Raw genomic sequence first — 26,331 nt, 5'->3', positions numbered from 1 at the left:
ACTCCCGTTTTCAACTGGGGGTTCGACGGGGCCGCGAACAGGAGCCCCGGGGGCTCAGCAGGAGCCCTGTCCCGACTACCGAGAGGTGTGTCACCTTGTCCGCCCACTGCCAGCTGACCGGCGCGGAACCCCGCTTCGGCAACAACATCTCCCACTCCCACCGGCGGACGTCCCGCCGCTTCGACCCCAACGTCCAGCGCAAGCGGTACTGGCTGCCGAGCGAGGGGCGGTACGTGCGGCTACGGCTCAGCACGAAGGGGATCAAGACCGTCGACAGCATCGGGATCGAGGCGGCCGTCGCCAGGATCCGTGCGCGTGGAGTGAGGATCTGATGGCCAAGAAGAGCAAGATCGCGAAGAACGAGCAGCGGCGCGAGATCGTCGCGCGGTACGCCGCGCGGCGGGCCGAGCTGAAGGAGATCATCCGCCGACCCGGCACGGGTGACGCCGAACGGCTGGCGGCACAAAGGGAGTTGGCGCGCCAGCCGCGCGACGCCAGCGCGACGCGGGTACGCAACCGGGACAGCGTCGACGGGCGCCCGCGGGGATACGTGGGGGCGTTCGGCCTGTCGAGGGTGAAGCTGCGCGAGCAGGCGCACGCCGGATATCTCCCCGGCGTACGCAAGTCCTCCTGGTAGACGCCCTGGTAGCTTGACGCGCGATCCGATCCGACCGGATCGGGCCGCTCTCAGGGGGACTTCAAGTGCGCGCGTACGTCCGTAGGGTCCGTGCAGGTGCTGTCGTGGCCAGTGCGGGGGTGGTCGTCGCGCTGGTGCTGTCGGGGTGTGGGAGTGGTGGGGGCGGGGGTGGGGGCAAGAAGAGCCGCGGAGGGTCGTCTGGTTCGAGCTCTTCCGGCTCTTACGGCTCTTCCGGTTCGAGCTCTTCCGGCGGTTACGGGGACGAGTACGGGGGCTCGACCGGCGGCTCCGGCACCTCTGGCGGCTCCGGCACCTCCGGTGGTTCGGGCGGCTCGGGTGGTTCGGGCAGCTCGGGGGCCAAGGGCGGCAGCCTGGAAGGTACGTGGGTCACCACGGCCGGCGGGACGCCGCTCGCCCTCGCCGTCACCGGGAAGACGGTGACGCTGCTCGGCGAGGACGTGCTGTGCAACGGCACGGCGGGGGGCCGGGCGGGGTCGCAGGTGATCAGCCTCAAGTGCCCGCAGGGGAAGGCGGACCGTACGACGGGACGTGTCGAGTCCGTGGACGGCAAGTCCATGAAGGTCGCCTGGGAGGGCGCCGGCAAGGACGTGTTCCTGAAGACGCGGGGCGGCAAGCTGCCGGACGGCTTGCCCACGGCGGGGGCGCCCCAGCCCTGACGTCACCGGGCCGTGGGACCCGGAGGAGGGTCAGGGGTGGTGGAGCCGTCCACCAGCATCGGCGGGGGCGCCGTGTCCAGGGCGTCGGAGAGCTCATCCAAAGTCTCCAGGAGCAGCCCAGCCCCCCTGCGGACCACCCGGTCGGGGACGCCCTCGCCGTCCCACTCCTCCAGAGCCGTACGGACCGCGTCCCACTTCGGTACGCGGCGTTCGCGCACCGCCTTCGCGCCCTGCTCCGTCGACTTGCGCAGCGCCTCGGCGAGGCGGGCCGCCGCGGGCACGGGGGTGTCGCCGCGTTCCGGCAGATGCGCTTCCATCAGCATGGCCACGCGGCCGAGTTGGGCGAGTGTCTCCTCTGCGTCGGCGGCAGCGGCGCGGGAGAGGCCGCGGTGGCGTACGGGCTCGTTCTTGGCCCGGTTCACCGCTTCCTGCCAGGCGACGCGGGCGTCGCGGGCCGCGAGCAGGGCCTGACGCACGTCCGGGCAGGCCTTGCCCGCCGGGTGGGCGTAGTGGTCGACGACCGCGGCGGCGTACCGGCCGTCCGCGATCAGCCAATCGGCGAGGCGGGTGCGCAGGCGCGGGGTCTCCCAGGCGGGGTAGACCGCGTACGCGATCATCGCGAGGACGCCGCCGAGCAGGGTCAGGACCACGCGCTCCGGCACGGTCTGCGTCCACTGCTGGCCGCCCATGCCGAGCAGGAACACGACGTACGCGGCGACGCAGGCCTGCGCGGCCACCTGGCCGGTGCGCATCAGCAGGTACATCAGCCCGGCGCAGAGCACGGCGAGCGCGGCGGAGAGCCCCGTGCCGGGGTGGGCCAGCTGGACGAGGCCCGTGGCGAGGGCGACCCCGACGAGGGTGCCGCCGAACCGGGCCACAGCGCGGGAGTACGTCTGGGAGAAGTCCGGGCGCATCACCATGACGGACGCCATGGGGGCCCAGTACCCGTGCCCGAGGGGCAGCCAGTGCCCGAGCAGATACCCGGCGGCAGCCACCGCCGTGACCCGGATCGCATGCCGCGTCACAGCCGAATCGTGCCTGAAGTCATCCCGAACGGCCCGAATAGCGGCGGGCACGAGGGCCAGCAGGCTGGGGCGGAGGAGGGGGTTGGGGTGAGGGGTTTGGGGGCGGGGCTTGTGGGGGTGCAGGTTGGGCTGGGTTGGAGGGTCGGTGGTGGGGGTGACGGGGGTGAGGGGCTCTGTGGGGGTGTTGGGGCTGGCAGGGGCACCGGGGTCGGTGGGCGCGTCCGGCCCGGCCGGGGCGCCTGGGTCAGCCGGGGCAGCCGGGTCGGCGGGCGCTCCCGACCCGGTCGGGGCGGTGGGACTGCCCGGCCCGGTCGGGGTACCGGGGGCGGCAGGCTCGCCGGGCTCGGCGGGAGCGCCTGGGCCGGCGGGCGCGGCAGATCCAGGCGGGGTGGCGGCGGGGGCGGTGGGGGTGCCGCCCGGAGTGGCAGGCGTGGGCGGTCCGGTGGGGGCGGCAGAGGTGGCAGGCTCGCCGGGCTCGGCGGGAGCGCCTGGGCCGGCGGGCACGGCAGGCCCAGGCGGGGTGGCGGCGGGGGCGGCGGGGGTGCCGCCCGGAGTGGCAGGCGTAGGCGCCCCCGTGGGGGCGGCAGAGGTGGCAGGCTCGCCGGGCTCGGCGGGGGTGCCCGGGGCGGGGGGCGCGTCCGGGGCCGCGGGAGCGCCCGGACGCGTCGGGGTGATGGAGGTGGCAGGTTCGCCGGGCCCGGCGGAGGCGCCGGGGTCGGGGTCGGGGTCGGGGTCGGCGGGAGTGTCCGGACCGGCCCCGGCAGGCGTGGTCGGCCCGGTCGGGGTGACGGAGGTTGCGGGGGCGGCGGGGACGCCGCCCGGAGCGGTAGGCGTAACCGGCCTGGTGGGGGAGGTGGAGGCGGCAGGCTCGCCGGGTCCGACTGGGGCGTCCGGGGCGGTGGGCGCAGCCGGCCCGGCTGGGGCGCCGGGGGCGGTGGGCGTGGCCGGTTCGGCCGGGGTGCCGGGGGCGGTGGGCGTGGCCGGTTCGGCCGGGGCCCCGGGGGCGGTGGGCGCGGCTGGCTCGGCCGGGGTGCCGGGAGCAGTGGGCGTGGCCGGTTCGGCCGGGGTGCCGGGGGCAATGGGCGCGGCCGGTTCGGCCGGGACGCCGGGGGCAGAGGGCGTAGCCGGTCCGGCCGGGGCCGCCGGGGCTGTGGGCGCGGCCGACTCGGCCAGGGCCCCCGGGGCGGTGGGCGCGGCCGAAGTTGCTGGGGTGTTGCTTGAGGGGGGTGGGGTGGGGGGTGATGGCTGGGTGTTGCCTGCTGTTTCTAGGGCGTCGTTTAGGAGGGCGGTCAGGCGGGTTGCCGCTCGGTGGGCCGGGCCCGTGAGGATTGTGCCGGTGTCGGGGGTTTTCAGGGCGGCCAGGGCTGCTGGGGGGATCTGGACCGGGGCGCCGTGGCGGATCGCCCGGGCCGCCGCGTCCAGGACCGCGCCCGCCGCGCCGAGGAGTTCGCGGACCCTGTCCCGCTCCTTGCCCTCCGGCGGTACACCGACCGCCGGGTCCGCGAGGGAGGCCAGGACCGGACGGATGCGTTCGGCGACGCCTCGCGCGCCGTGCAGCTCCGCGGGGCGCGTCCGCGCCTGGCGCGGAGTGATCGTCGCCGCGTCGCGCGCCGCCATCAGGGGTTCCGGGTCGAACGCGGCCACCGGGTCGTGCCGGAGCCTGCGCGCGTAGTCCGCCTCGGCGGCCAACGCGTCCGCCAGCGCGTCCCTGTGGGCGCCCCATCTGCGTACCGGAAAGAGGATCACCAGCCCCGCCTGCACACAGCCGCCGACGATCATCATCGCCGCGTGACCCGCCGCCGCGGCGACCGAGGTCGGAATCGTGACCGTCACCAGCATGATCGCGACGTTGGACGACGCGATGATGCCGACCGTCGGGCCCGCCGCCCAGCTCAGCCCGGCCAGGAAGGTCCAGAGGCAGAGCAGTCCGAGGAAGAGGAGCAGGTGGGAGCCGGTGAGGTAGCCGAGGAAGGTCGAGACGGCGAGGCTCGTGCCGGAGGCGAGGGCCAGTTCGGGGCGGGGGCGCCAGCTGCGCTGAAACGTGGCGATGGCCGCCTGGAACGCCCCGAACGCGGAGCTCGCCGCCACCGCCGGCCCGAACAGGGTGAGGCTGACGCCGATGATGATCGCCAGACCGGCCGCACCCCGCAGGGCGACCAGCGGCTCAAGGCGTTTGCGCTCGACGGTCAGACCCGAGCGAGCTGTCTCTTTCAGCGCGCGGAGCCAGGTCACTCTGTGATGATACGGGGCATATCGGGCGGGGATGGAGTGAGGGGGGCCGCAAGTGGCCCGGTCACGTCGCGTTCAGTGCCGGGTCACGTCGCGTTCAGCGCTGCCGTCGGGTGCAGGCGGGATGCTCTGACGGCGGGGTAGAGACCCGCCGCCATGCCGATGAGCAGCGTGGCGGTGAAACCCGCCGTCAGGGACCAGGGCGGGACCACCGGAGTCCAGTGCCGGCTCAGGGCGAAGGCGTACGTCGCCGTCGCGCCCAGCAGCGCGCCCGCCACCCCGCCCAGCGCCGACAGGAGCAGGGACTCCGCCAGGAACTGGAGACGTATCGCCCCCTTCGTTGCGCCCAGCGCCCGGCGCAGGCCGATCTCCGCACGGCGTTCCAGGACCGAGATCACCATCGTGTTGGCGACCCCGACCCCGCCGACCAGGAGCGCCACCGCGCCGAGGCCCAGCATGAGGGTCGTCAGGCCCTCGTCCGTCGCCGCCTTCGCGGCCAGCGCGTCGGACGGCCGGGAGACCTTCACCGAGCCCTCGTCGCCCGGGCTGACAGTACGGGCGAGTACCTCTCGTACGTCCTCGACCGTGTGGTCGGGCGACCGCTCGAAGACCATGGACGGGTGGCCGTCGAAGCGGAAGTACTTCTCGGCCGCGGGGAACCCGACCATCGCCACGCGGTCCAGGTTCGGGACCAGCTCCACGGGTTCCAGGACGCCGATGACGACCACGTACTCGTCGCCCATCACGATCTTCTCGCCGGGGGACGTGACGCCGAGCCGGTCCGCGGCCACCGAGCCGAGGACGGTGACGGGAAGCGTCTCGCTCACCTCGTCCAGCCACCTCCCCTCCCGCACCCGGGCGTTGAGCGCTTCCAGGAGGTCCGGGCGGGCGGCCTGTGCCGTCACACCCGCCGTCCGCTCCTCGGGGACCACGTCGCTGCGGCGGATACGGGCGTCGACGTCACCGGTCGCCGTGGCGTGCCGCACCGGACCGATGCGCTCCACCATCGCCACCGCCGACTTGGGGAGCGGCACGTCGTTCCCCATGGCGTCCTTGCCCGCCTCCGCGGTGAGGAGGTTCGTACCGAGCCGGTCGAGCTTCGCCATCAGGTCCGACTTGCTGGACTGGGAGAGGCCGACGACCGCGACCATCGTGGCGATGCCGATCGCGATGCCCAGCGCGGAGAGAACGACCCGCGCGCGGCGGGCCCGCAGGCCGACGGCGCCGACTCTGAGGATGTCGGTCGGGCGCATCTCAACCTCCCCCAGATACGGATGCGGACACGGATGCGGATGCGGATGCGGATACGGGGTCGGTGCCGGAGTCGGACGTGATGGTGCCGTCCCGGAAGCGGATTCTGCGGGGCAGGGAGTCGGCGATGTCGTTGTCGTGGGTGATCACGCAGATCGTCGTGCCCGTCTCGTTGAGTTCGCGGAGCAGTTCCATGACGACCGCACCCGACGCCGTGTCCAGGGCACCCGTCGGCTCATCCGCGAGGAGGAGGGACGGGCCGCCCACGAGCGCGCGGGCGATCGCCACGCGCTGCTTCTCGCCACCGGAGAGCTCACTCGGCCGGTGGTCCAGGCGGTGGCCTAGGCGGACGCGTTCCAGGGCGGTGCGGGCCCGGGCGCGGCGCTCCTTGCTGCGCACGCCGGCGTACAGCAGTCCGTCCGCGACGTTGTCGAGCGCGTCACGGCCTGCCGCGAGGTGGAAGTGCTGGAAGACGAAGCCGATGTGGCGGGCGCGGAGGGCCGACAGACGGGCGTCGCCGAGCGCGCTCACGTCGTGGCCCGCGACGCGGACCGTGCCGGAGGTGGGCTTGTCGAGCGTGCCGATGATGTTCAGCATCGTCGACTTGCCGGAGCCCGAAGGACCGACCAGCGCGAGGAGTTCCCCGGCGCGGACGGTGAGGGACACGCCGCGCAGGGCGTGCACGTCACCGGCGTACGACTTGGTGACGTCGCGTAGTTCGATGACGGGGGCGGCGGTGGGAGTGGGGGGCAGGGGCTTTGGGGTGGAGGTGGGTGGGGGGTTCATGGGGCGGCCACGCCTACCCTCGTGCCCTCCTCGAGTCCGGGGGCGGTCACCTCGATTCTGCCGTCGGCCGTCATGCCCGTCCTGACCCGCACCATGCGCGACGTACGGCCCCGGACCGTCTGGAGGCCGTAGCCGCCGTTCTCGCCGCGCAGGGCGACGACCGCCTCGACCGGGACCGTGAGGACGTTCTTCCGGGACTCGCTGACGAACTTCACGCTCGCCGTGGCCCTGGTGTCCTCGCCCGACGCCGCCGACCTGCCGCCGTCCAGGGTCACCTCGACCGTGATGCCGTCGCCGGAGGTCCCGGAGCCGCCGCCTTCGGACGCGGCCGAGTCCTCCGGCCGCGCCGTGCCGGTGACGCGGCCCGGTTCCTTCCTGCCGCTGGGGAGCGTGACCTCGACCTTCGTGCCGCGTGCGGTCAGGGACGCGTCGGACTGGTCGAGCTCGGCCCGGACGACCGGCTGCGTCGAGGCGACGGTGAGGACCGCCTCGTCCGGGCCGACGGGATCGGCGAGTGCCGCGTCCGCCGAGACGACCTTGACCTGTTCGGTCTGGAAGACCACGTCCCCCTTGCCGACCCGGCCCGTCGGTGTGCGGTTGAGGGACTTCTGCCACCGTTTGACGGCCGCCTCGGTCGCCCGGTCGAAGCGCGGGTCCACGTACAGGCCCGCGCCGTGGCCGAGGGCGACGAGGTTGCGTTCCAGCTGGAGCACGTCGCTGCCGCGGTTCCCCGCCTTCATCTCGCGGAAGGCGGGCACCGGGCCGTAGAGGAGCGTCACCGGCTTGTCGTCCCGCTCGTAGAGGGCTTGGCCGCGCGTCACGGTGGCACCCTCCCGCGCGGCGACCGTGACCGTGCCGTCGACGGGTGACTTCACTGCTCGGCGCCCGGCGAAGTCGATCTTTCCGTCGACGGTCTCGGATTTGACGAGGTCGGTGCGGATGACGGTGGCGGTGGCCGGCGGCAGGTCGCCCTCGCTGCTTCCGGTGCCAGTGTCGTCTCCCGGGCCGGAGAGGACGAGGACGCCCGCCGTGATCGCCGTGACCACTGCGGCGGCTGACACGGCCACGCTCCTGCCCCTGCCCGTCAGGAGTTCCGTACGGCGGCGTCTCGTCACTGCATGCCGTCCAGGCCCTCGAGCAGCTTTCCCTTGCAGGTCTCGCGGGCTTCCTTGTACGCGGGTGAGTCGCGGTCCATCGTCGGGTCCGTCGGGTTCGGCTCGCCGCCGGGCATGACGTTGCCGCCCGACATCGTGGGGTTGGTGAACTTCGACAAGCCGTTCTCCCGCATGCACTTGGCGTGCGCGAGCATCGACTCGTAGTCCTTCTGGGCGTCACGCTCGGGCTCGAGGTTCATGGCGGCCCTCAGCTCGGGGGCGCAGACGCCGTCCTTGCCGCCCTTGTACTCCTCGCCGTTCCCCGCCGGGTCGACGACCTCGTCGATCTTCGCCCAGTCGAGATAGCCGCTCAGCTTCGGATCCGGGAAGTCCTTGACGTCGGCCTTCCCGCGCATGCACTGGACGTACTTCAGCTGGGCGTCGTAGAAGGCGCTTCTGGACTTGGTCGCGTCGGTTCCCTTGGTTCCCTTCTTCCCTGTGTCGCCGGCTGTGGCTGTGCCCTTGTTGCTGCCGTCAGCGTTGTCGCCGTCAGCCCCGCAGGCCACCGTGATCGCCAGGACGGGCAGGGCGAGGAGGGCGGCGAGGCGGCGCCGGACGGCCGCTCCGGGTGTGGCGTGGATGTGGTTGGTGTGGATGCTCATGGCGGCAATGTGCCGCCGCCACATGGTGGTCGTTCCACGACCGCATGATGAACACGTAACGCCGCATGATGAGCACGTAACAATGCCCCGCGAGGCCGCAATCACTGTCCCGCCGGCCCCTGAACAGGGCAAACCCTCGCCCATAATCGTCCGCATGGCCCGAGTACCCCACGTGCTGCTGATCGAGGACGACGCGTCCGTGCGCGACGGCATGGAACTCGTGCTGCGCCGCCACGGGTACGCCGTCGACACCGCCGCCACCGGTGAGGACGCCCTCGCCCTCCTCGCGAGGCCCGCCGGGCACGACGTCGAACTCGCCGTGCTCGACCTGATGCTGCCCGGCATGGACGGCTTCGAGGTCTGCCGGCGGATCCGGGCCGGCGGGTCGACGATCCCCGTCGTCATGCTCACCGCGCGCGGCGACGACAGCGACATCGTGCGCGGCCTGGAGGCGGGTGCCGACGACTACGTGGTCAAACCCGTGACCGCACCGGTCCTTGAGGCCCGCATCCGGGCGGCGCTGCGGCGGGCCGAACCGGTGCGGCGGCGGCCCGGCGAGGACACGTACGCCGGTCTCGTCATCGACCGCGCCGGGCTCACCGTCACCAAGTGCGGCACGCCCATCGCCCTGCCGCCGACCGAGCTGCGGGTCCTGCTGGAACTCTCCGCGTCGCCGGGGCAGGTGTTCAGCCGCGAACAGCTGCTGCGGTCGGTGTGGGAGCACGACTTCCTCGGGGACTCGCGGCTCGTCGACGCGGCGGTCGGGCGGCTGCGGGCCAAGATCGAGGACGTGCCCGCCAGGCCGGTGTTCGTGCAGACGGTGCGGGGCTTCGGGTATCGGTTCGGGCCGGTATGAACGACCACGGGCCCGGCGCGCGGCGGCCCCGGTGGAAGTGGTGGTTCCGGTGGCAGGGGCGGCCCCTGTGGCTGTGGTGGCCCCGGCGGCAGGGGCGGCAGGGGCGGCAGCGTTCGAAGGGGCGGCCTCCGTGGAAGGTGTGGGGCGGGCTGCGTACGCGCCTCGTCGTCGCCTTCGTGCTCGTCGCGCTCGTCAGCGCGGTCACCGCCACCGGGCTCGCCTACCGCGAGTCCCGCAACGCCGTCCTGGACCGCAAACAGGACGCCGTGCGCACCGACTTCAAGAACCGCGTCGACCAGGCGTCCGCCGACCTCGCCATGCCGCCCGACGAGGTGTCCCTCACGCGGTTCGCGGCCGGGGTCGCCGACGGGCTCGGGGACACCGTGGTCGTCGCCGAGTACCGGTCGCTGACGGCATCCTCCGACGCCTCCGCCGAGGCGTCCGCCGACCGGTCGCTGATCTCCGCCTCGCTGCGCGACGCCGTACGCACCCGGAACCGGATGAGCCTCCAGCGTGTCGAGCGGGACGGCAGCCCCTACCTGGTCGTGGGCACGCCCGTCACCTTCGACTCCGCCTCCAATCTCGCCTCCAATCCCACCTCCGATTCCGCCTCCGATTCCGACTTGGGCTCCGGGGCGCCGTCCGGGCTGGACGTCTTCGCCGTCAGCTCGCTGCGCGCCGAGCAGGACGACACGGAGGCCATACTCGCCGCCGTGCGGGACGGCCTGGTGCCGGTCCTGCTGCTCACCGTCGTGCTCGCGCTGCTCGCCGCCCGTACGGTGCTGCGGCCCGTACGGGAACTGGGGCGGGCCACGCGCCGGCACGCGGCCGGTGACCTCACCTCGCGGGTCGTGGTGCCGAAAGGGCGCGACGAACTCGCCGAGCTGGCAAGGGACTTCAACCGGACCGCGGCGGCCCTCGAGACATCCGTCGCCGAGCTGCGCGAGCAGGAGGCGAAGGCGCGGCGGTTCGTGGCCGACGTCTCGCACGAGCTGCGGACGCCGCTCGCCGCGATGACGATGGTCGCCACCGTTCTCGACGAGGACGCCGGGCAGCTGCCGCCGGATGCGGCGCGCGCCGCACGCACGGTCAGCGCGGAGACGGCGCGCCTCGCGCGGCTCGTCGACGACCTGATGGAGATGTCCCGCTTCGACTCGGGCGCCGCGCGTCTCAACCTCCGCGAGCTCGACCTCACCGAGACCGTGCGGAACACACTGGCGCTGCGGGGGTGGACGGAGCGGGTTCGGGTCGAGGTGGGGGGAGGGGTACGGGGCGGGCTCGGGGACAGGGGTGGGGGCGGGGTGCGGGTGGTCGCCGATCCGCGGCGCCTTGATGTCGTCGTCGCCAACCTCGTCGGCAACGCCCTGCGGCACGGCGCCGAGCCGGTCACCCTCACACTGCACGCTGCGGGCGACTGGGTGACGGTCGAGGTCACCGACCGCGGGCCCGGCATCGCCCCCGATGTCCTCCCCCACGTCTTCGACCGCTTCTACAAGGCCGACAGCGCGCGGACGCGGTCGGAAGGCAGCGGGCTCGGCACGGCCATCGCGCTGGAGAACGCACGGCTGCACGGGGGGACGATCGACGTGGCCAACAGGGCGGGTGGCGGGGCGGTGTTCACGCTGAGGCTGCCGTGGCGGCGGGGCGAAGAGGGAGGAGAGGGCGACGAGGGTGAAGAGGGTGACGCGCGGTGAAGGTCGTACGCGATGTCGTGTGTGGGCCTGGGCGTGCGGCCAGGGGTGTGCTGGGAGGCACGTCGGTCGTGGGCGTGGCCGTGGGCGTGATCGTGGGCGCGCTCATCCTCGCGGGGTGCGGGGTGCGGCCCACCGGTGTGGTGGACGCGGGCGAGGCGGCGGGCGGGCTCACTAAGGGGCTACGGATCTACTTCGTCTCCGAGACGGGACGACTCGAAGGGGTCACACGGACCACGCCCATCCGCGAACCCGCCGCCGTCATCAAGTTGTTGATGTCGGGCCCCACGGAGGCGGAGCAGCGGTCCGGGCTGACCTCGTTGGTCGACAGCGGGTCGTTCGAGGTCACCGGCGACGGCGACCGGCTGTCGGTGCGGGTGCCCGTCGCCGCGCTCGACCCGACCTCCGTCGGTGACCGCAACTTCACCGGGCAGCTGGTGTGCAGTCTGGCGCGGGCGCGGGCCGTCCTCGACAAGCGGGGGCGGACGCGTCCTGACGATGTGCGGGTGTCCGTGCGCACGCAGGAGGAGGGCGAGTTGGGGCCCTATGTCTGCTCGGACTTCTTGAAGTAGGTGGGGCTGGGTGGTGAGGGTCAGCGCCGGGTGATGTGCTGGTCGCGTGCGGCCTGGTAGATGCTGCCGTTGCTCTCCGCGTGGGCCTCCATGTGGATACCGCCGGTGACTGCCTGACCGCCGGCTCCGCGCGTGAGGCGGTCGAGCAGGGCCTCCAACTCGGTTGCTGCCTCCGGGTGTTCGCTCAGCAGGGTGACTGCTCTGGCACACCAGTGGCCCTCCAGGCGGCTGTTCAGACGCCTGTCCGGGCGGCTGTCCGGGCGGCTGTCCGGGCGGCCGGTCTCCGGGGTGGCGGCGCCTTCCGTCGCGTCCAGCGCCGTGCGGCGCGAAGCTTCGAGCTCCCGCTCCACGTCGTCGGCCGCCTCGGGCTGGAAACGGCGCCAGAGCTCCACCACGCCGTCCTTGGCCTGCTGCCAGCCGTCGGTCACGAGGAGGGTGACGACGGACGTGCCGGCGGTGCCGGCCAGAGTGAGCAGATACGGATCCATCCGGCGCCCCCGAGGTCCTGAACCGTCAGTGCGGAGTGGTGTCCAGGGTAGGCGAACTGCCGTGTGGTGTGGGGGTATTGGCTGGCGTGCGGACGCGTGCGCTCGTGTTCGTTCGCGTTCTTACGCGTCCGCTCACGGCAGCGCCGGGCCCCGGCCCCGGTCCCGGCCCTGCCCCTGGCCGCGGCCGCGGTGCGCGACGTGGGCGCGGTCCGCTGCCGCCGTTCCGTGGTTCCAGCCCTCGGCGTCCGTCACGCCCCGCACCCGCGTCGTGGTCGTCTCGGGGAACATCCGCTCGGTGTGGTCGGTGACGGCGACGTCGCGCGCGGCCAGCACGGGGAGCAGGGCGCCCGGGCCGACCTCCTCGCCCGTACCCGTGGCCCGGGAGGCCTCCCGTGCCGCTTCCGTCATCGCGTGTTCGCCCGCCTCGGCCAGGCGGCCACCTATGCGGTGCGCGTACGCCATCAGGAAGGCCTGCCGGAACGTCTTCGTACGCTTACGTCCCGCCGCACGCTGGCCGGCCTCCGCCTTGGTCATCGCCGTGGTGCCCTGCACCAGCAGGGAGGTGTAGAGGAGCTCGACCGACTCCAGGTCGGGCTCGAAGCCGACGACGGTGGAGAAGCCGTACGCCTCGTTCCACACCGCCCGGCAGTGGTTCGCGGCGGCGACGGCGTCGAGCAGGATCGCCTTCGCGGTCTCGTACGGGGCGTCGACGCCGACGCGGCACGCGGCAGGAACGTCCTTCGCGTGCGTACGGGCCGCGAGCAGCGCCTCGTCGAGCGAGTGCCGTGCCATCAGCTCCTGCGCCTTGGCGGTCAGCGCCTCGGCCTCCTCCGGGAAGCCGGTCGCCTCGGCCTTGGCGAGCAGGGCGCGGATACGGGTGAGGGTGCGGGGCTCGCCGTGGACCGGGCCGGGGAGGGCGTCGCCGGGCGGTGGGCCTGCCGGCTCGATCGGGGGGAGGCGGAGGAGGAGGCGGTAGAGCTGGAGGTGGGTGGTGGCCCGGGTGAAACGGTCCTGGGCGGGGCCCTCCGCGTCGGCCGGCCCGAGGTCCGCCAGTTGGGCGGCCCAGCGGGGCGGCAGGTGGGCGTAACGGCTGGTCTCGGCGCGGATCAGGGTGGCGGTCAGGCGTACGTGGGGGTCGGCCAGGTCGCGGCGGACGAGGCGGATGATGTCGGCGGGCTGCCAGCCTCGGTGCCAGGCGCGATGCAGGTACTCCTCGCCGCGGCGGCGCAGGTCGGCGTCCGCGTCGGGGGTGGCCGCGAGGAGTGACGCCCCGGCGTCCAGCCCTTCGTCGCCGTCGCCGTAGAGCGCCGCCGCGAACGCCCTGTCGATCACCGAGTCCATGGGGCAAGGGTATGGGGGACGGGTTCTGGCGGGGCGCCTCGGGCGGGTCGCGCCCACTGCCCGTCTGTGGGGCGGGGCCGCGGGGGTATGTGCGTACTCGCCATCCCTGCGCCGCGCTGCCCGAACAAAGACGCCAGAGCTGGCTCGGTGCTCCGTTCGCACATACCCCCACGTCCCCTCGCGAGCGCTCGCGACTGCGGCCCGGCGGGGGCCTCGCGCCTTCCCCTGCGGGCGCGCTCACGCCTACGGCCCGGCGGGGGTTACGCCTTCCCCTGCGGGCCGTCGCGGGGCAATCCCCACCCACCCGCCCCTACCCCCGCAGGACGGGGCGGGGCAGTCCCCCACCCGCCCGCCCCTTCCCCGCAGGACGTCACGGGGTACACCCACCCAACCCACCCCTACTCCCGCGGAACGTCGCGGGGTGAACTGCCACCCGCCCGCCCCTACTGCCGCGGAACGTCGCGGGGTGAACCCCCGCCCACCCGCCCCTACTCCCGCAAGACGGTGCGGGGCAAACGGGTGGGTGGGTGGGAAACATCCGCCGCGAAGCGGCGGGCTCGGTGCTCCTACCCCGGCGGGGCGTCGCGGGGGAACACCCACCCACCCGCCCCTACCCCCGCAAGGCGTTGCGGGGTGAACGGGTGGGTGGGTGGGAGGCATCCGCCGCGGAGCGGCGGGCTTGGGGGTCCTTCCCCAGCGGGGCGGCGCCGGGCAGAACCCCACCCCGCCCACCCCGGAGGGTATGGCCTGCCCTACCCCCGGACGCCCTCCAGGGGGCGTGTCCCTGAGGGGGCGCGGCGGTTGGGTGGGAGGCATGAGCGAAACCGTCGTACGTCTCGCCGACGTCCACCGCCACCACGCCAACGTCACCGCCCTGGACGGCGTCGACCTAGACGTCCGAGCCGGCACCTTCGTCGCCGTCATGGGCCCTTCCGGCTCCGGCAAGTCCACACTGCTGCAGTGCGCCGCCGGACTCGACCGCCCGACGTCCGGCCTCGTCGAGGTGGGCGGAACCGTACTGACGGGCCTGACCGAGCGGCGCCTGACGCTGCTGCGACGGCAGCACATCGGCTTCGTCTTCCAGGCCTTCAACCTCCTCCCCGCACTGAGCGCCGCCCAGAACGTCGCCCTCCCTCTGCGCCTCGCAGGCCGCAAGGTCTCCCGTGCGGAGATTCGCGACGCGCTCGGACGGGTGGGCCTCGCCGACCGTGCCGGGCACCGGCCCGGTGAGCTGTCGGGCGGGCAGCAGCAGCGGGTGGCGCTCGCGCGGGCGCTGGTCACCCGCCCCGCGGTCCTCTTCGGCGACGAGCCGACCGGAGCGCTCGACACGGGGACGAGCCGCCAGGTGCTGACGTTGCTGCGGGGGTTGGTGGACGAGGAGGGGCAGACCGTCGTGATGGTCACCCACGACCCGGTGGCGGCCTCGTACGCGGACCGGCTGGTGTTCCTCGTCGACGGGCGGGTGGCGAGCGAGCTGCGGGCGCCGGACGCCGGCGAGGTGGCGGCGGCGATGGCGGGCCTCGAAGCGGTCGGAGCGGTCCGAGCGGCGGGGGCGCGCGCGTGATGATCTTCCTCGCCTCCCTCCGCGCACGCTGGAGCAGTCTCGTGGGCGCCTTCGTGGCCGTCGCCCTGGGCGTCGGACTCACCGCCGCCATGGCGCTGGGACTGGCCGCGAGCCTCTCGGCGCCCGAGCGGGCGCCGGAGCGGTTCGCCAGGTGGCCCGTCGTCGTCATGGGGCAGGACACACTGACGGTTCCGGTCCGGCGCGGCCCGGACGTCAGCCACGTAACGAAGCCGCTCGTTCATCCACACCCTGTGGATATCGAACTTCTGCGCGAGCTTCGGCGGCTCGGACCCGTACGGCTCGACGGGGACAAACGGGACGCCGTCGGCGTCGAAGCCCCCGCCCCGGCCGTACGCGAGGTCGTCGGTGGACGGGCCCGCGTCCTCACCGGCGACGACCGCCGCCACGCGGATCCCGGCACCGCGCGGGACGCCGAGGCGCTGGTGGCCGTCAACTCCTTCCTCGGCACGGCGGGCGGTGTGGCCGCCTTCGTATCGGTGTTCGTCACGGCGTCGACGTTCGCCTTCGTGGTCGCGCTGCGGCGCAGGGAGTTCGGGCTGCTGCGGATGGCAGGGGCGACGCCGGGCCAGGTGCGCAGACAACTCCTGGGCGAGGCACTCGCGGTGGGCGTGCTGGCGCCCGCCACCGGGTGCGCGCTCGGGACATGGGGCGCGCGCCCGCAGGCCGAGGCGCTGGTACGGGCAGGAATCGCACCGGAATGGTTCGCGGTAGGAGCCGAGGGAAGCAACTGGCTCTCCTGGCCCCTCCAACTCGCCTTCTGGACCGGCCTGTTCGTCTCATTCGTCGGAGCCTGGGCCGCTTCGCGGCGGGCCGGGCGCATCGGCCCGGTCGAGGCGCTGCGCGACGCGTCCGTGGACAGCGGCGTCATGCCGTGGAGCCGCCGGGTCGTGGGGGCGTTGCTGCTGGCCTGCGGGCTCGGACTGCTCGTACGGGCCCTGGGCACGGACCCGTCCGCGCTCCTGAAGCGCAAGGCGTACACGACCCAGCCGATGATCCTGATCACCGCGGCCTCCGCACTCGCGCCCCTTCTCGTACGTCCCGTCGTCCGCGTCTTCCGGCTGCCCGGCGCCGTCGGACTGCTCGTCCGCGAGAACTCCACGGCCGCCGTGCGCCGTACCGCCGCCGTCGCGGCACCGGTCCTGGTCAGCGTCGCCCTCGCGGGCAGCCTGCTCGGCTCGGCGCAGACCGTGAGCGCGGCGAAGGCGGTGGAAGCGGAGCGGCGGACGTCGGCCCACTTGGTGGCCGAAGGCGGCTCGTTGAAATCGGCCCGAACCCGGGACGTGCCAGGCGCATCCGCCGTCTCCCTCTCCGCCGCCACCGCCGTCTACGTACGCGAGGAAGGCAGCGCCCTCGTACGGACCGACGCACGTGCGGTGAGAGACCCGGCGGCGCTGGCGGCGACCTCGCGGCTGCCGGTGACCGCCGGTGACGTACGCGACCTGGACGACCGCTCGATCGTCGTCAACGAGGAGTGGGAGAAGCATCGGGTCGGCGAGCGCGTCGCCGTTTGGCTCGGCGACGGACGACCCGCGCGGCTGCGGATCGTGGCGGTCCTCGCCCGCGGGACCGGCGACAACGGCGCGTACGTCACCAGGGCGAACGCCCCGTCGGTCCCGGTCGACCGGATCGACGTCCGGCTGACGGCGGGCGCGGACCGGGGTGCCGCGGCCGCCGCGCTGAAGGCCCGCAGCGGGGGTGAGGTGCGTACGGCCGAGGAGTGGCTGGCCGCGACGCACCCGCGGACCAAGGCCCAGACGCGCCTCGGCCTCCTCATGCTCCTCGGCATCTCCCTCCTCTACACGGGCATATCGCTGGCGAGCACCCTGCTGATGGCCACCTCCGTACGCCGCACGGAACTGCGCTCGCTGCGCCTCGCGGGCGCCACGCACGGCCAGGTGCGGCTGGTCGTCGCCGGGGAGGCTCTGGTGGCCGTGGCGGCAGGCACGCTGCTCGGCCTGGCCGTCACCGCCGTCAACCTGACCGGCCTGTCCGCCGGCCTCGCCCGCCTCTCCGTACCGGCGGGGGTGGCGGTGCCGTGGGGCGAGCTCGGGGTGAGCGTGGGGGTGTGTGCGGGGGTGGCGGTGACGGCGGCGGTGGTGGGTGCGAGGAGAAGACCAGGGGGGTCACTGTGAACCTCCCGGAGCTTCAGGGCCACCCTGAACCTCCGAGAACCTCCGGGAACCTCCGGGAACCTCCGGGAACCTCCGGGAACCTCCGGGAGGAGGATCACCTGAATCCCCCGTGGCAGCCCACTGACAGGCTTCCCAGGCCCCCGGCCTCCTCAGCTGTCGCCACCCTCGTCGATGAGGCGTCGCACCTCGCGGTCGACCAGGCCGAGCCGCGCCTCGGCGACGAGCGGCACGGCGCGGCGCTGGCGGCGCGCCTCGTGTACGTCGATGTCGACCGTCACCAGTCCCGGCTCCCACTTCGGCGCCTGCGCGACGACCGTGCCGCGCGGGTCGACGACGCGTGAACCGCCCCAGAACGAGGCGCCGTTCTCATTGCCGACCCGGTTCACGAAGACGACCCAGCACTGCAGCATGCGGGCGGTGTACGACAGGAGCGTGTCCCAGTACAGGCCGGTGTCCATGGCCTCCGGGTCCAGGCTTGCCGCGCTGTTCGTCGGTACGAAGATGACCTCGGCGCCGTCCTGCACGGCGAGCCAGGGGAGCGCGGGCTGCCAGGCGTCGTTGCAGATGAGGGTCGCGGCGCGGCCGTGCCCGTGGGGCAGGTCGTACGCGCGGAGGTGCTGGCCCGGGCTCACGTGCTTGCGTTCCTCCCATGCCAGGTAGTTCGGGAGGTACAGCTTCCGGTGTACGTGCAGGAGGCGGCCCTCCGTGACGTACGCCGCCGTGTTGTACGCGCGGAGGCTCGTGTGCTCGTGGAGGCCGACCAGGACGTCGGGGCCGCCGGGTTCCGTCAGGCCGAGCAGCCTCGGGTCGTCCGTCGTGATCGACGTGTCCCTCTTCAGGCCGCCCAGGTGGTAGCCGTGCAGGCTCAGCTCGGGGAAGACGACGAGGTCGGCGCCCTGGGTGGCGGCCTGGGCGGCCTGGGCCCGCGCGGTTTCCAGGTTCTGGTCGACCTCGCCCAGGGCGCAGTCCGTCTGTGCCAGCGCGACTCGCATGCGCCGAGCCTCCCAGCACCGCCCACCCACCGCACCCGGGAGCCCCCCGGACGGGCGGGGTCCACCGGCGCCCCCGCCGGGGCAAGAGCAACAAGCCCGCCGCTCCGCGGCGGATATTTCCCACCCACCCACCCGTTTGCCCCGCAACGCCTTGCGGGAGTAGGGGCAAGCCCCCCCACCTGGCCGCAGCCGCTCGCGCGACCGAGGGGGCCCCGCCCCACGGGCGGACAGGAGGCGATGTCAGTGGGGGGTGCGATGGTGGGAGGTGTGGGTGAGAGGTGGGTTGTCGGGGTGGTCGAGGGAGGAGCTGCGGAGCTCGTCCGGCTCGGGGACGACGGCCTGCCCGGAGGCACCCCCGTCCGCGAGCCCGACCTCGCCGAAGCCGTCCGCAAGCGCCCCCACGTGGACCGCTGGGTCTGGCGGTCCACCGCAACCGTCTATCCCCACCTCCTCGCCGCCGGCCTCCGCGTCCCCCGCTGCTACGACATCGAAGCCGCCGAACTCCTCCTCCTCGGCCACGAGGGCCGCCTCGGCGAGCCCCGCTCCGCGGCTGCCGCCCTCGCCCGCATCCGCAACACCCCGGTACCCCCCGATCCCCCACCCCGCGCCGCCGAGCCCGGCACCCAGGACTCCCTCTTCGAGCCCCGCCCGGGCGGCACCGACCTGTCCCTCGCGGAGCTCGTGGAGGTGCACGCCGAGCAGCAGCGGAGACACGACGCGACCGCCCACCCCGGCCGCATGCGCCTGCTCACCGCATCCGAGTCCGCCGGCATGCTCGTGGCCGCAGAGATGAACGCCGCGGGCCTCCCCTGGCGCGCCGACGTCCACCGCGCGCTCCTGACCGAACTGCTCGGCGAGCGGTACGCGGGCCGCGGTGAGCCCCGCCGGCTCGCCGAGCTGGCCGACGAGGTGTCCGGCGCGTTCGGGCGCCGCGTCCGCCCGGATCTGGCCGCGGACGTCGTGAAGGCCTTCGCGCAGGCGGGCATCAGGGTGAAGTCGACGCGGCGCTGGGAGCTCGAGGGGATCGACCACCCCGCGGTGAAGCCCCTCATCGAGTACAAGAAGCTGTACCGGATCTGGACCGCGCACGGCTGGAGCTGGCTCCAGGACTGGGTGCACGACGGCCGTTTCCGTCCGGAGTACACCCCGGGCGGCTCGGTCAGCGGCCGCTGGACGACCAACGGCGGCGGCGCGCTCCAGATCCCGAAGGTGATCCGCAGGGCCGTCGTCGCCGACCCCGGCTGGCGGCTCGTCGTCGCCGACGCCGATCAGATGGAGCCGAGGGTCCTAGCCGCGATCTCGCGGGACCGGGGCCTGATGGAGGTGGCGGGCAGCGAGGAGGACCTGTACACGCGCCTCTCGGACCGCGCGTTCTCCGGCGACCGCGAGCACGCGAAGATCGCCCTGCTCGGCGCGGTGTACGGACAGACGTCGGGCGACGGCCTGAAGAATTTGGCGGCGCTGCGCCGCCGCTTCCCCCTGGCCGTGGCGTACGTCGACGACGCGGCGAAGGCGGGCGAGGAGGGCCGGCTCGTACGGACGTGGCTGGGCCGGACGAGTCCGCCCGCGGCGGGCGCCGGGGAGGACGACGAGGCGGGCATTCCCCAGGAGGGCCCGCCGGCGACAGCCGTCCCGTCCGGCGCCGGCGGCGACGGGGGCGACAGGGGCCAGCCCTCAGAGGGCGGCTTCACCCCCGGTTACGCCTCGTCCGACGCCCGCGCCCGCGGCCGCTTCACCCGCAACTTCGTGGTGCAGGGCAGCGCGGCGGACTGGGCGCTGCTGATGCTGGCCGCCCTGCGGCGGTCGATCGCGGAGGGCGGCCTTCGGGCCCAGCTCGTGTTCTTCCAGCACGACGAGGTCATCGTGCACTGCCCCGCCGAGGAGGCGGAGACGGTGGCGCTCGCGGTGCGTGAGGCGGGGGACTTGGCGGGCCGGATCGCGTTCGGGGAGACCCCGGTCCGGTTCCCGTTCACGACGGCTGTCGTGAAGTGCTACGCGGACGCGAAGTAGGAAGACGGGGAGCCAGAAGGGGCAAGCAGAAGGAGTATGAAGAGGAGGTGGCGCTACGCCGCCGCCAGCAGCGCCCGCACCTCATCTGCCACTTTGCTGTCCGTCCCGTCCAGCGCGCGCAGCGCGGCCCTCCACTGTTCGTACGCCTCTTCGTCGCGGCCCGCCGCCCGGAGCAGGAGGCCGCTCTGGTGCCGGGCGAGGCCTGTCATGTGGGTGTCGCCGCGTTGTTCGGCGCGGTCGAGGAGGGCGGCGCATTCGTGCGTCGCCTCCACGGAACGGGAGAGTCCGCGCAGGGCGCGGACCAGCCCGAGGCGGGCCTGGGACGCGCCGTGCCAGTCCTCGTACTCGCCGTGCAGGCGCAGGCTCTCCTCGAAGTGGCCGAGTGCGGCGGCCGGTTCGCCGAGGGTGAGGTGGGCGTAGCCGATGTTGCAGTGGGCGGACTGGCGGACGACGGCGTGCCCGATGGTCTCGCCGATCGCGAGGCTGCGTTCGTGGTGGGCGATGGCGGCGCGGGCGTCGGTGTGCTCGTAGAGGTTGCCGAGGTGGCTGAGGGTGATCGCCTCGCTGAGCGGGTCCGCGAGGTCCTGCGCGAGGTCGAGGCTCTGGTGGAGCGCCTCGGCGGATTCGGCGTGCCGGCCGAGGCCTTCGAGGAGGAGCCCGCGGTTGTTGAGGCCGCGGCGTACGCAGGACACGATGCCGAGTGTCCGCCAGAGGGTGAGGGCCTCGTCGTTCAGGGTGAGGGCTTCCCGGCTTCGGCCGGACATGAAGTGCAGCCCCGCGAGGTCGGTGAGGGCCTGGGCCTCGGCAGCGGCGTCGCCCTGCTGGCGGGCGCCGTCCAGAGCGAGGGCCCCGAGCACGGCCAACTCGGTGAGACGGCCGCGGCGTTGGAGGTACGGGAAGAGGCAGCGGACCAGGACGGGCAGCAGTCCGACGGGGTCGCTGTGCCTCTCGGCGAGGGCGAGCACATTGGCAAGCTCGGCATCTCCCCAGGCGAAGGCATCCTCCGCGGACATGGCCGCGTCCGCCGCACTCGTCCTCGGCGCAGGCGCGCTCGCCACCGCGACGGGTGGGGAGGCGTCGCCCACGGGTTGGGCCGTGCCTCCCATGGGCCGGGCGGCAGCCCCGACGGACGTGGCGGCGCCCGCCGGGGGCTGAGCGGCATCACCCCCGGACTGGGCGGCGCGCCCCATCGGCCGGGCAGCGTCACCCACGGGCCGCTCGACGCCCTCCACGGACCGGGCGACACCTCCCGCAGGCCGGGCAGCATCACCCACGAGCCGCTCGACGCCCTCCACGGACCGGGCGCCACCTCCCCCAGCTCGGGCAGCATCACCCACCGACGAGGCCGCATCCCCCACGTCCCGGGCGGCGTCACCCACGGCCCGGGCGGCATCCCCCACGGCCCAGGCAGCGTCACCCACGGCCAAGGGATCGCTTCCTGCGGACGGCGCCGTGGGCTCCCCAGGCCGGGCGCCGTCCGCCACCGATGACGGGGACACTTCCGCGCCGGCGCGGGCGGCGCGGGTGAGGTGGGGCTCGACGTCGCGTAGGCGGTCGGAGCGGTCCAGGCCGTCGGGGAGGATCGCCAGGAGGGTGTGGCGGGCGGACTCCGCGTACCAGCGGAAGGCCTCCTCGACGACGCCGGCACACGCGGCGTCCCCGCCCAGGTCCCTGGTGGCCGTCTCGCGGGCGAAGTCGCGTACGAGGTCGTGCGGGGCGTACCGGCCGTAGGACGTCTCTTCGAGGAGTGCGACGTCGACGAGACGGTCGAGGGCCGCGCCCGCGCGCAGTTCGTCGGTGCCCAACAGGCGGGCCAGGAGCGGCACTCCGTATGTCGGCAGGTCGAGCGCGCCGATCCGGGTGAGGGCGCGGGCGGCGTCGCGGTCGGCCTCGCGGTCCGAGGTGCGCAGGGCGTCGAGGGCGACGGCGAGGGAGCGGCGCACGCTGAGGTCGTCGTACTCCAGGTGGTGCAGGCGGCCGCCGCTGACGGTGAGGAGTTCGGCGAGGGCGTCCGGGGTGAGGGCGCGGCGGGCGGCGAGTCGGGCGGCGACGATGCGCAGGGCGAGGGGGAGGCGGCCCGCGAGTTCTATCAGGGGGTGTCCTGCGTCGAGCCCCGCGCGGCCGGAGACGGCGCGCAGCAGCGCGGCGCTGTCCCTGTCGGACAGGGGCGCCAGCGGGAAACGGGCGGCGCCATCGATGGCCGTCAGCGGCGAACGACTGGTGACGATCACCGCGCACCCGGAGCCGGCGGGCAACAGGGGCCGCACCTGCGCCGCCGTCGCCGCGTCGTCCAGCACCATGAGCGTCCGGGTGGGCGCAAGCAGCGACCGCAACAACGCACTCGCCGCATCCGTCGACGCACGGCCCACCCCGACGGCACCCGGCACCGCACAACCCACACCCCCGGCACCCCCGGCACCCCCGGCACCCGACGATTCGCAATCCGCAGGGCTCCCGGTGCCCTGGTCGGACAGGTGGGGTGGTTCGGCGCCGAGGTCGCGGAGGAGGGCGGCCAGGGCCTGGCACGGGGTGAGGGGTGCCATGCCCGGTGTCGCGCCGCGCAGGTTGACGTAGAGCTGTCCGTCCGGGAACTCCTCCCGCAGCGCGTGCGCCACATGGACGGCGAGCGCGCTCTTGCCGACCCCGGCCATGCCGGAGACGACGGCGACACGCGAGCCTCCGGCCAGGGCGAGCCGGAGCGAGCGTGCCGTGCCGGTCCGGCCGGTGAAGTGTGCGGGCGCGGGCGGCAGTTGCGCCGGGCGGGCGGCCCCGGTACCGCCCGCCTCACCCCTCTCACCCGCCTTACCTGCCTTACCCGCCTTACCTGCCTTACCTGTCTCATCCGGACAGTCCGTCCGGGGCCCTCCCGTAGGAACGGTCGGCCCTCCGCCCGGAGTCGCCCCCAGCACCTCCCGGTGCGCATCACGTACCGCCGTGCCCGGTTCCACGCCGAGTTCCTCGATGAGTCTGCGGCGCAGTTCGCGGTGGACGGCGAGAGCCTCGGCCCGGCGGCCCGTGCGGTGCAGGACGAGCATCAGTTGGCGGTGGAAGGCCTCGCGGAGCGGGTGTTCCGCGACCAGGGCGGCGAGTTCGGGGGCGAGCGTCGCCAGGCGGCCGCCGGTGCCGAGTGCCAGTTCGGCGTCGTACCGCCATTGCAGGGCGAGGAGACGTGCCTCTTCGAGGCGCGGTACGAGGGGGTGGCCGTCCAGCGAGTCCGGGAGACCGCTCAACGGCGTGCCGCGCCACAGGGAGAGCGCATCCGTCGCACAGGCGACAGTCCGGGCCCAGTCCTCCGCCGCGTGCGCGGCCCGCGCCTGCGCCACCAGGTGTTCGAATACCCGTACGTCCAACTCGCCGTCGCCGACCCGGAGTCGGTACCCCGGCGGCACCGCGCGCAGCCGCCGCGGGTCGTCGAGGAGTCCCCGCAGCCGCGACACGTGGTTCTGCAGGGACGCCTGTGCCGAAGCTGGCGGAAAGTCGCCCCACAGGGCGTCCTTGAGGGCGCCGAGGGAGACGACCCGGTCGGGTTCGAGGAGGAGCGCGGCCAGCAGGGCGCGACCCTTCGCGCTGCGTACGGGGTGCGGCTCGCCCTCGTCGTCGTACACGGCGGGTGCCCCGAGCAGACCGAACCGCAGCCCGCATCGCTCACTCACACCGTTCCCCCGTGCCGTACTCGTATCGCCATGTCCCGCTGTGTGTACCGGCTCCGTGCGCCGGCTCGTGGGCGGCTGTGTGTCGTGTGCCGGAGTCCGGTTCGAAGTGCTCAGAGAGCCGTCGGGCCACATGTTAGCGATCTGTTGGCGTGGCCTGATCTGATCACTCCATCGGATCTGGCCCGCCGGTACTCGCGCACAGCGCGTAGCTCGGGGGAGTGTCGCCGCCGCGGCCGGATCCGGGGGCAGAGAAAGCCCCGGTCGGCGGAGGTGACCGACCGGGGCTTTCGCCCTGCCGCCCCCCTCGCCGCCTCTTCGCGGCCCCTCGCCGTCTCTTCGCGGCCCCTCACCGCCTCTTCGCGGCCCCTCGCCTTCCCTTCACTTCCCGGAAGCCGTTGCTCCCCCGGAAGCCGCTGCTCCCCCGGACGTCGGCAGCCGCTCCCCCTCCGGCAGCCGCACCGTGAACAGCGAGCCCTTCCCCGGCACACTCTCCGCCGACACCGTCCCGTCGTGCGCCTCCACCAGTTTCCGTACGATCGACAGGCCGAGCCCGCTGCCGCCCGTCGCACGGGTCCGCGACTTGTCGGCGCGCCAGAACCGGTCGAAGACATGCGGCAGATCGGCGGGCGCGATGCCGGTGCCCGTGTCGGCGACTTCGATGAGCACCGCGTCGGACGTGGTGCGGCAGCTGATGCGGACGCTGCCGCCCTCGGGGGTGTGGCGGACGGCGTTGGAGACGAGGTTGCCGATCGCCTGGCGCAGCCGCAGCGGGTCGGCCGTCACCCACGGGTCACCGAACACGGTGGCCCTCAGCTTCACCCCGGCCGTGTCCGCGCGCGCCTGGTGCGCCGCCGCCACCTGGTCGGCGATCTCGGCGGCGCGCACCGGCTCGCGGTGCAGCCGGAGCGTGCCCGCGTCGGCGGCCGCCAGGTCCTGGAGGTCGTCGACGATGTGCTGGAGCAGCAGGGCCTCTTCGAGGAGCGAGGTGACCAGTTCGGGGTCGGTGTCGACGACGCCGTCCTCCGCCGCTTCCAGCCAGCCGCGGATGTTGGACAGCGGGGTGCGCAGTTCGTGCGCCACGTCGCTCACCATGGCCTTGCGCTGTTCCTCCAGTGCCTTGCGGTGGGCCGCCATGTCGTTGAAGGCGGCGGCCAGTTGGCTGATCTCGCCCGCCGAGCGGGTGATCCGCTCGGGTACCGGTTCGCTCGGCTCGCCCGCCTTCATGCGGCGCGTCGCGGTGGTGAGCGCGCGCAGCGGCCGGGTGAGCCGGGTCGCGGCGAGCGCGGTGACGGCCACCGTGACGGCGAGGACGGCGGCGGCGAGCCCGGACAGGCGGACGGTGTTGGCCCGGGAGAGGCTGAAGGCAGGGGTGCTGCGGGTGCCGTCGGAGCTGGTGATGAAGAGCAGGGCGGGCGAGGAGACGTACGGGCCGAGTTGCTCGCGGCGTGCGGTGTCGACGCAGGACCTGATGGCGGCGTCGGTCGGCTCACCGGCGGCCGGTTTGCCTGCGACGGCGGTCCTGTCCGCCGCCTGCTCGTCCGTACCCTCCTCGCCCGTGCCCTGCTCGTCCGTGCCCTGCTCGTCTGCCGTCGGCTCACTCGGGGTCGGGGTCGGGGCCGGGGCCGGGGCCGGGTCCGGGTAGGCCGGAGCGAGGGCGGGGCCGAGGTCGGAGTAGGGAGCGGCCGAAGAGTCGACGGGCGGGGTCTCGCGGGGCGCCACGGGCACCGACGTCGGGGCGGCACCGACCGGCTTCGGCCCGGACCGCGCGGTCAGGTCGAGGCCGATCGGGACGGGGGCGAGCCCGCGCCGCTTCATGCAGGCGTCGGAGAGGGAGTTGAGCTTGTCGAGGGCCTTCTGTTCGTGCGCGGTGGGCACGTCGAGCAGGCTCATGCGGCAGCGCGAGTCCATGAACTCGCCGGAGTGGTAGTCGAGTCGGACGAAGGGCCGGCCGCCGGTCCCGAAGACGACTTCGGGGCCCATGCCGAGCTCCGTCAGACAGGCCGCGCTCCGGTCGGCGGCCTCCTTGAGGGCTTTGCGCTCCCGCTCGGGGAGGCGGTAGGGGCCGATCGCGCGCGGGTCGATGCGGTCGACCGCCGTGCCCTCGTCCGCGCGGCCCGGGGCCAGCGTCGCGTCCACGGAGAGGGGGTCGAGCACGGCGGACGCGGTCGGGGGCAGGGCGGTGCGGCGGGCCGCCGAGTCCGCGATGACCTTGCGGTCCTGGGTGGTGAGGGCGATACGGCGGCCGGTGCTGCGGGACAGTTCGCGTACGGCCTGGTCGGCGCCCCGCCACTGCGGTGCGCTCGCGCCGACGCCGAGGAGTCTGTCGTAGATACGGGCGTCGTCGGCGAGGACCTGCCCCTGCTCCTGCCGCAGCGCGCCGGACGTGGTCTGCGCCGCGAGCCACGCGGTGGCGGCGATGGAGCCGATGGAGACCAGGACGGACACGGCGAGGAGGCGCGCCAGCAGACTCTTACGAAGCGGAACATCACGCACGACGCTGCGCCGCCGCCCCGCCGTCGCCCACGCCCACGCCCACGCCGTCGGCGACCGGCCCACCGGTGGTGACCCCACCCCGGGCCGCCGGCCCACCGGTGGTGACCCCACCCCGGGCCGCCGGCCCACCGGCGACGACGCCACGGGCTACCGAACC

The 26,331-nt window shown here is 73.9% G+C and carries 19 protein-coding genes; 9 read left to right on the top strand and 10 right to left on the bottom strand.

Translation table 11 applies throughout. The features are described from left to right. Positions 1 to 95 precede the first annotated feature (95 nt). From rpmB to ACZ56E_RS32650, 3 genes are all read left to right on the top strand, one after another. Positions 96 to 332, top strand: coding sequence for a 50S ribosomal protein L28 (rpmB, locus tag ACZ56E_RS32660; RefSeq protein WP_055568530.1), 237 nt, complete (start codon positions 96 to 98; stop codon positions 330 to 332). After that, positions 332 to 637, top strand: coding sequence for a 30S ribosomal protein S14 (gene rpsN, locus ACZ56E_RS32655; protein WP_471219714.1), 306 nt, complete (start codon positions 332 to 334; stop codon positions 635 to 637). The genes rpmB and rpsN overlap by 1 nt, the downstream gene beginning before the upstream one ends. 104 nt (positions 638 to 741) lie before the next feature. Then, positions 742 to 1,314, top strand: coding sequence for a hypothetical protein (locus ACZ56E_RS32650; RefSeq protein WP_471219712.1), 573 nt, complete (start codon positions 742 to 744; stop codon positions 1,312 to 1,314). Between the two features lie 2 nt (positions 1,315 to 1,316). On the opposite strand, the gene ACZ56E_RS32645 is transcribed toward ACZ56E_RS32650, so the two are convergent. The 5 genes from ACZ56E_RS32645 to ACZ56E_RS32625 all read right to left on the bottom strand — a co-directional run bounded on the left by ACZ56E_RS32645 (position 1,317) and on the right by ACZ56E_RS32625 (position 8,361). Next, positions 1,317 to 4,571 carry an FUSC family protein gene (locus ACZ56E_RS32645; protein WP_471219710.1) on the bottom strand — a complete coding sequence of 1,085 codons (3,255 nt, stop codon included), beginning with the start codon at positions 4,569 to 4,571 and terminating at the stop codon, positions 1,317 to 1,319. Between the two features lie 83 nt (positions 4,572 to 4,654). Beyond that, positions 4,655 to 5,821: an ABC transporter permease gene (locus tag ACZ56E_RS32640; protein WP_471219708.1), complete on the bottom strand. Its 1,167-nt coding sequence runs from the start codon at positions 5,819 to 5,821 to the stop codon at positions 4,655 to 4,657. Position 5,822: 1 nt separating this feature from the next. Next, positions 5,823 to 6,605, bottom strand: coding sequence for an ABC transporter ATP-binding protein (locus tag ACZ56E_RS32635; protein WP_471219707.1), 783 nt, complete (start codon positions 6,603 to 6,605; stop codon positions 5,823 to 5,825). Continuing rightward, the gene (locus ACZ56E_RS32630; protein ID WP_471219705.1) at positions 6,602 to 7,666 is read right to left on the bottom strand and encodes a peptidoglycan-binding protein; all 1,065 of its coding nucleotides are present in this window, start codon (positions 7,664 to 7,666) and stop codon (positions 6,602 to 6,604) included. Before ACZ56E_RS32630 ends, ACZ56E_RS32635 begins: the two co-directional genes overlap by 4 nt. A 50-nt stretch (positions 7,667 to 7,716) precedes the next feature. Then, positions 7,717 to 8,361, bottom strand: coding sequence for a hypothetical protein (locus tag ACZ56E_RS32625; protein WP_471219704.1), 645 nt, complete (start codon positions 8,359 to 8,361; stop codon positions 7,717 to 7,719). A 154-nt stretch (positions 8,362 to 8,515) separates the two neighbouring features. Here ACZ56E_RS32625 and ACZ56E_RS32620 point away from each other — a divergent pair, with 154 nt between their 5' ends. The 3 genes from ACZ56E_RS32620 to ACZ56E_RS32610 all read left to right on the top strand — a co-directional run bounded on the left by ACZ56E_RS32620 (position 8,516) and on the right by ACZ56E_RS32610 (position 11,480). Then, positions 8,516 to 9,217 (top strand): response regulator transcription factor, encoded by a 702-nt coding sequence (locus ACZ56E_RS32620; RefSeq protein WP_471219702.1) that lies wholly within the window; start codon positions 8,516 to 8,518, stop codon positions 9,215 to 9,217. Then, a complete protein-coding gene (locus ACZ56E_RS32615) occupies positions 9,214 to 10,911 on the top strand; it encodes a sensor histidine kinase (RefSeq protein WP_471219700.1) in 1,698 nt (565 codons plus the stop codon). The genes ACZ56E_RS32620 and ACZ56E_RS32615 overlap by 4 nt, the downstream gene beginning before the upstream one ends. A gap of 68 nt (positions 10,912 to 10,979) precedes the next feature. Beyond that, complete coding sequence (locus tag ACZ56E_RS32610; RefSeq protein ID WP_468608436.1) at positions 10,980 to 11,480, top strand: hypothetical protein; 501 nt, start codon at positions 10,980 to 10,982, stop codon at positions 11,478 to 11,480. Between the two features lie 20 nt (positions 11,481 to 11,500). Here ACZ56E_RS32610 and ACZ56E_RS32605 read toward each other — a convergent pair whose 3' ends face one another. Next, positions 11,501 to 11,968 (bottom strand): hypothetical protein, encoded by a 468-nt coding sequence (locus ACZ56E_RS32605; RefSeq protein ID WP_471219697.1) that lies wholly within the window; start codon positions 11,966 to 11,968, stop codon positions 11,501 to 11,503. Positions 11,969 to 12,100: 132 nt separating this feature from the next. Continuing rightward, on the bottom strand, positions 12,101 to 13,309 hold the full coding sequence (locus ACZ56E_RS32600) for a DUF2786 domain-containing protein (RefSeq protein WP_471219695.1): 1,209 nt from the start codon (positions 13,307 to 13,309) through the stop codon (positions 12,101 to 12,103). Between the two features lie 814 nt (positions 13,310 to 14,123). On the opposite strand from ACZ56E_RS32600, the gene ACZ56E_RS32595 reads away from it, so the two are divergent. Together ACZ56E_RS32595 and ACZ56E_RS32590 are read left to right on the top strand one after the other, a co-directional pair. Then, positions 14,124 to 14,873: an ABC transporter ATP-binding protein gene (locus ACZ56E_RS32595; RefSeq protein ID WP_471219693.1), complete on the top strand. Its 750-nt coding sequence runs from the start codon at positions 14,124 to 14,126 to the stop codon at positions 14,871 to 14,873. Next, positions 14,873 to 17,026, top strand: coding sequence for an ABC transporter permease (locus ACZ56E_RS32590; RefSeq protein ID WP_471219852.1), 2,154 nt, complete (start codon positions 14,873 to 14,875; stop codon positions 17,024 to 17,026). The genes ACZ56E_RS32595 and ACZ56E_RS32590 overlap by 1 nt, the downstream gene beginning before the upstream one ends. Positions 17,027 to 17,175: 149 nt before the next feature. Here ACZ56E_RS32590 and ACZ56E_RS32585 read toward each other — a convergent pair whose 3' ends face one another. After that, the gene (locus ACZ56E_RS32585; RefSeq protein ID WP_471219691.1) at positions 17,176 to 18,018 is read right to left on the bottom strand and encodes a nitrilase-related carbon-nitrogen hydrolase; all 843 of its coding nucleotides are present in this window, start codon (positions 18,016 to 18,018) and stop codon (positions 17,176 to 17,178) included. 255 nt (positions 18,019 to 18,273) lie between these two features. On the opposite strand from ACZ56E_RS32585, the gene ACZ56E_RS32580 reads away from it, so the two are divergent. Beyond that, positions 18,274 to 20,028, top strand: a complete 1,755-nt coding sequence (locus ACZ56E_RS32580) for a bifunctional 3'-5' exonuclease/DNA polymerase (RefSeq protein ID WP_471219689.1) — start codon at positions 18,274 to 18,276, stop codon at positions 20,026 to 20,028. A 53-nt stretch (positions 20,029 to 20,081) separates the two neighbouring features. Here the strand turns inward: ACZ56E_RS32580 and ACZ56E_RS32575 are convergent, their stop codons facing one another. Both ACZ56E_RS32575 and ACZ56E_RS32570 read right to left on the bottom strand, forming a co-directional pair. Beyond that, entirely contained in the window at positions 20,082 to 23,681 is a 3,600-nt protein-coding gene (locus ACZ56E_RS32575) for a BTAD domain-containing putative transcriptional regulator (protein ID WP_471219687.1), read from the bottom strand. 378 nt (positions 23,682 to 24,059) lie between these two features. Further along, entirely contained in the window at positions 24,060 to 26,174 is a 2,115-nt protein-coding gene (locus ACZ56E_RS32570) for an ATP-binding protein (protein WP_471219685.1), read from the bottom strand. Between the last annotated feature and the right edge of the window lie 157 nt (positions 26,175 to 26,331).

It is taken from the genome of Streptomyces sp. NPDC039480 (assembly GCF_055597165.1).
This window is presented reverse-complemented; position numbering and strand designations above follow the sequence as displayed.

Bases quoted from the DNA above. Each gene is read 5' to 3' on its own strand.
- ACZ56E_RS32595 (WP_471219693.1), top strand. From the start codon at position 14,124: ATGAGCGAAACCGTCGTACGTCTCGCCGACGTCCACCGCCACCACGCC.
- ACZ56E_RS32635 (WP_471219707.1), bottom strand. From the start codon at position 6,605: ATGAACCCCCCACCCACCTCCACCCCAAAGCCCCTGCCCCCCACTCCC.
- ACZ56E_RS32605 (WP_471219697.1), bottom strand. From the start codon at position 11,968: ATGGATCCGTATCTGCTCACTCTGGCCGGCACCGCCGGCACGTCCGTC.
- ACZ56E_RS32585 (WP_471219691.1), bottom strand. From the start codon at position 18,018: ATGCGAGTCGCGCTGGCACAGACGGACTGCGCCCTGGGCGAGGTCGAC.
- ACZ56E_RS32600 (WP_471219695.1), bottom strand. From the start codon at position 13,309: ATGGACTCGGTGATCGACAGGGCGTTCGCGGCGGCGCTCTACGGCGAC.
- ACZ56E_RS32620 (WP_471219702.1), top strand. From the start codon at position 8,516: ATGGCCCGAGTACCCCACGTGCTGCTGATCGAGGACGACGCGTCCGTG.
- ACZ56E_RS32580 (WP_471219689.1), top strand. From the start codon at position 18,274: ATGGTGGGAGGTGTGGGTGAGAGGTGGGTTGTCGGGGTGGTCGAGGGA.
- ACZ56E_RS32625 (WP_471219704.1), bottom strand. From the start codon at position 8,361: ATGAGCATCCACACCAACCACATCCACGCCACACCCGGAGCGGCCGTC.
- ACZ56E_RS32640 (WP_471219708.1), bottom strand. From the start codon at position 5,821: ATGCGCCCGACCGACATCCTCAGAGTCGGCGCCGTCGGCCTGCGGGCC.
- ACZ56E_RS32590 (WP_471219852.1), top strand. From the start codon at position 14,873: ATGATCTTCCTCGCCTCCCTCCGCGCACGCTGGAGCAGTCTCGTGGGC.
- rpsN (WP_471219714.1), top strand. From the start codon at position 332: ATGGCCAAGAAGAGCAAGATCGCGAAGAACGAGCAGCGGCGCGAGATC.
- ACZ56E_RS32615 (WP_471219700.1), top strand. From the start codon at position 9,214: ATGAACGACCACGGGCCCGGCGCGCGGCGGCCCCGGTGGAAGTGGTGG.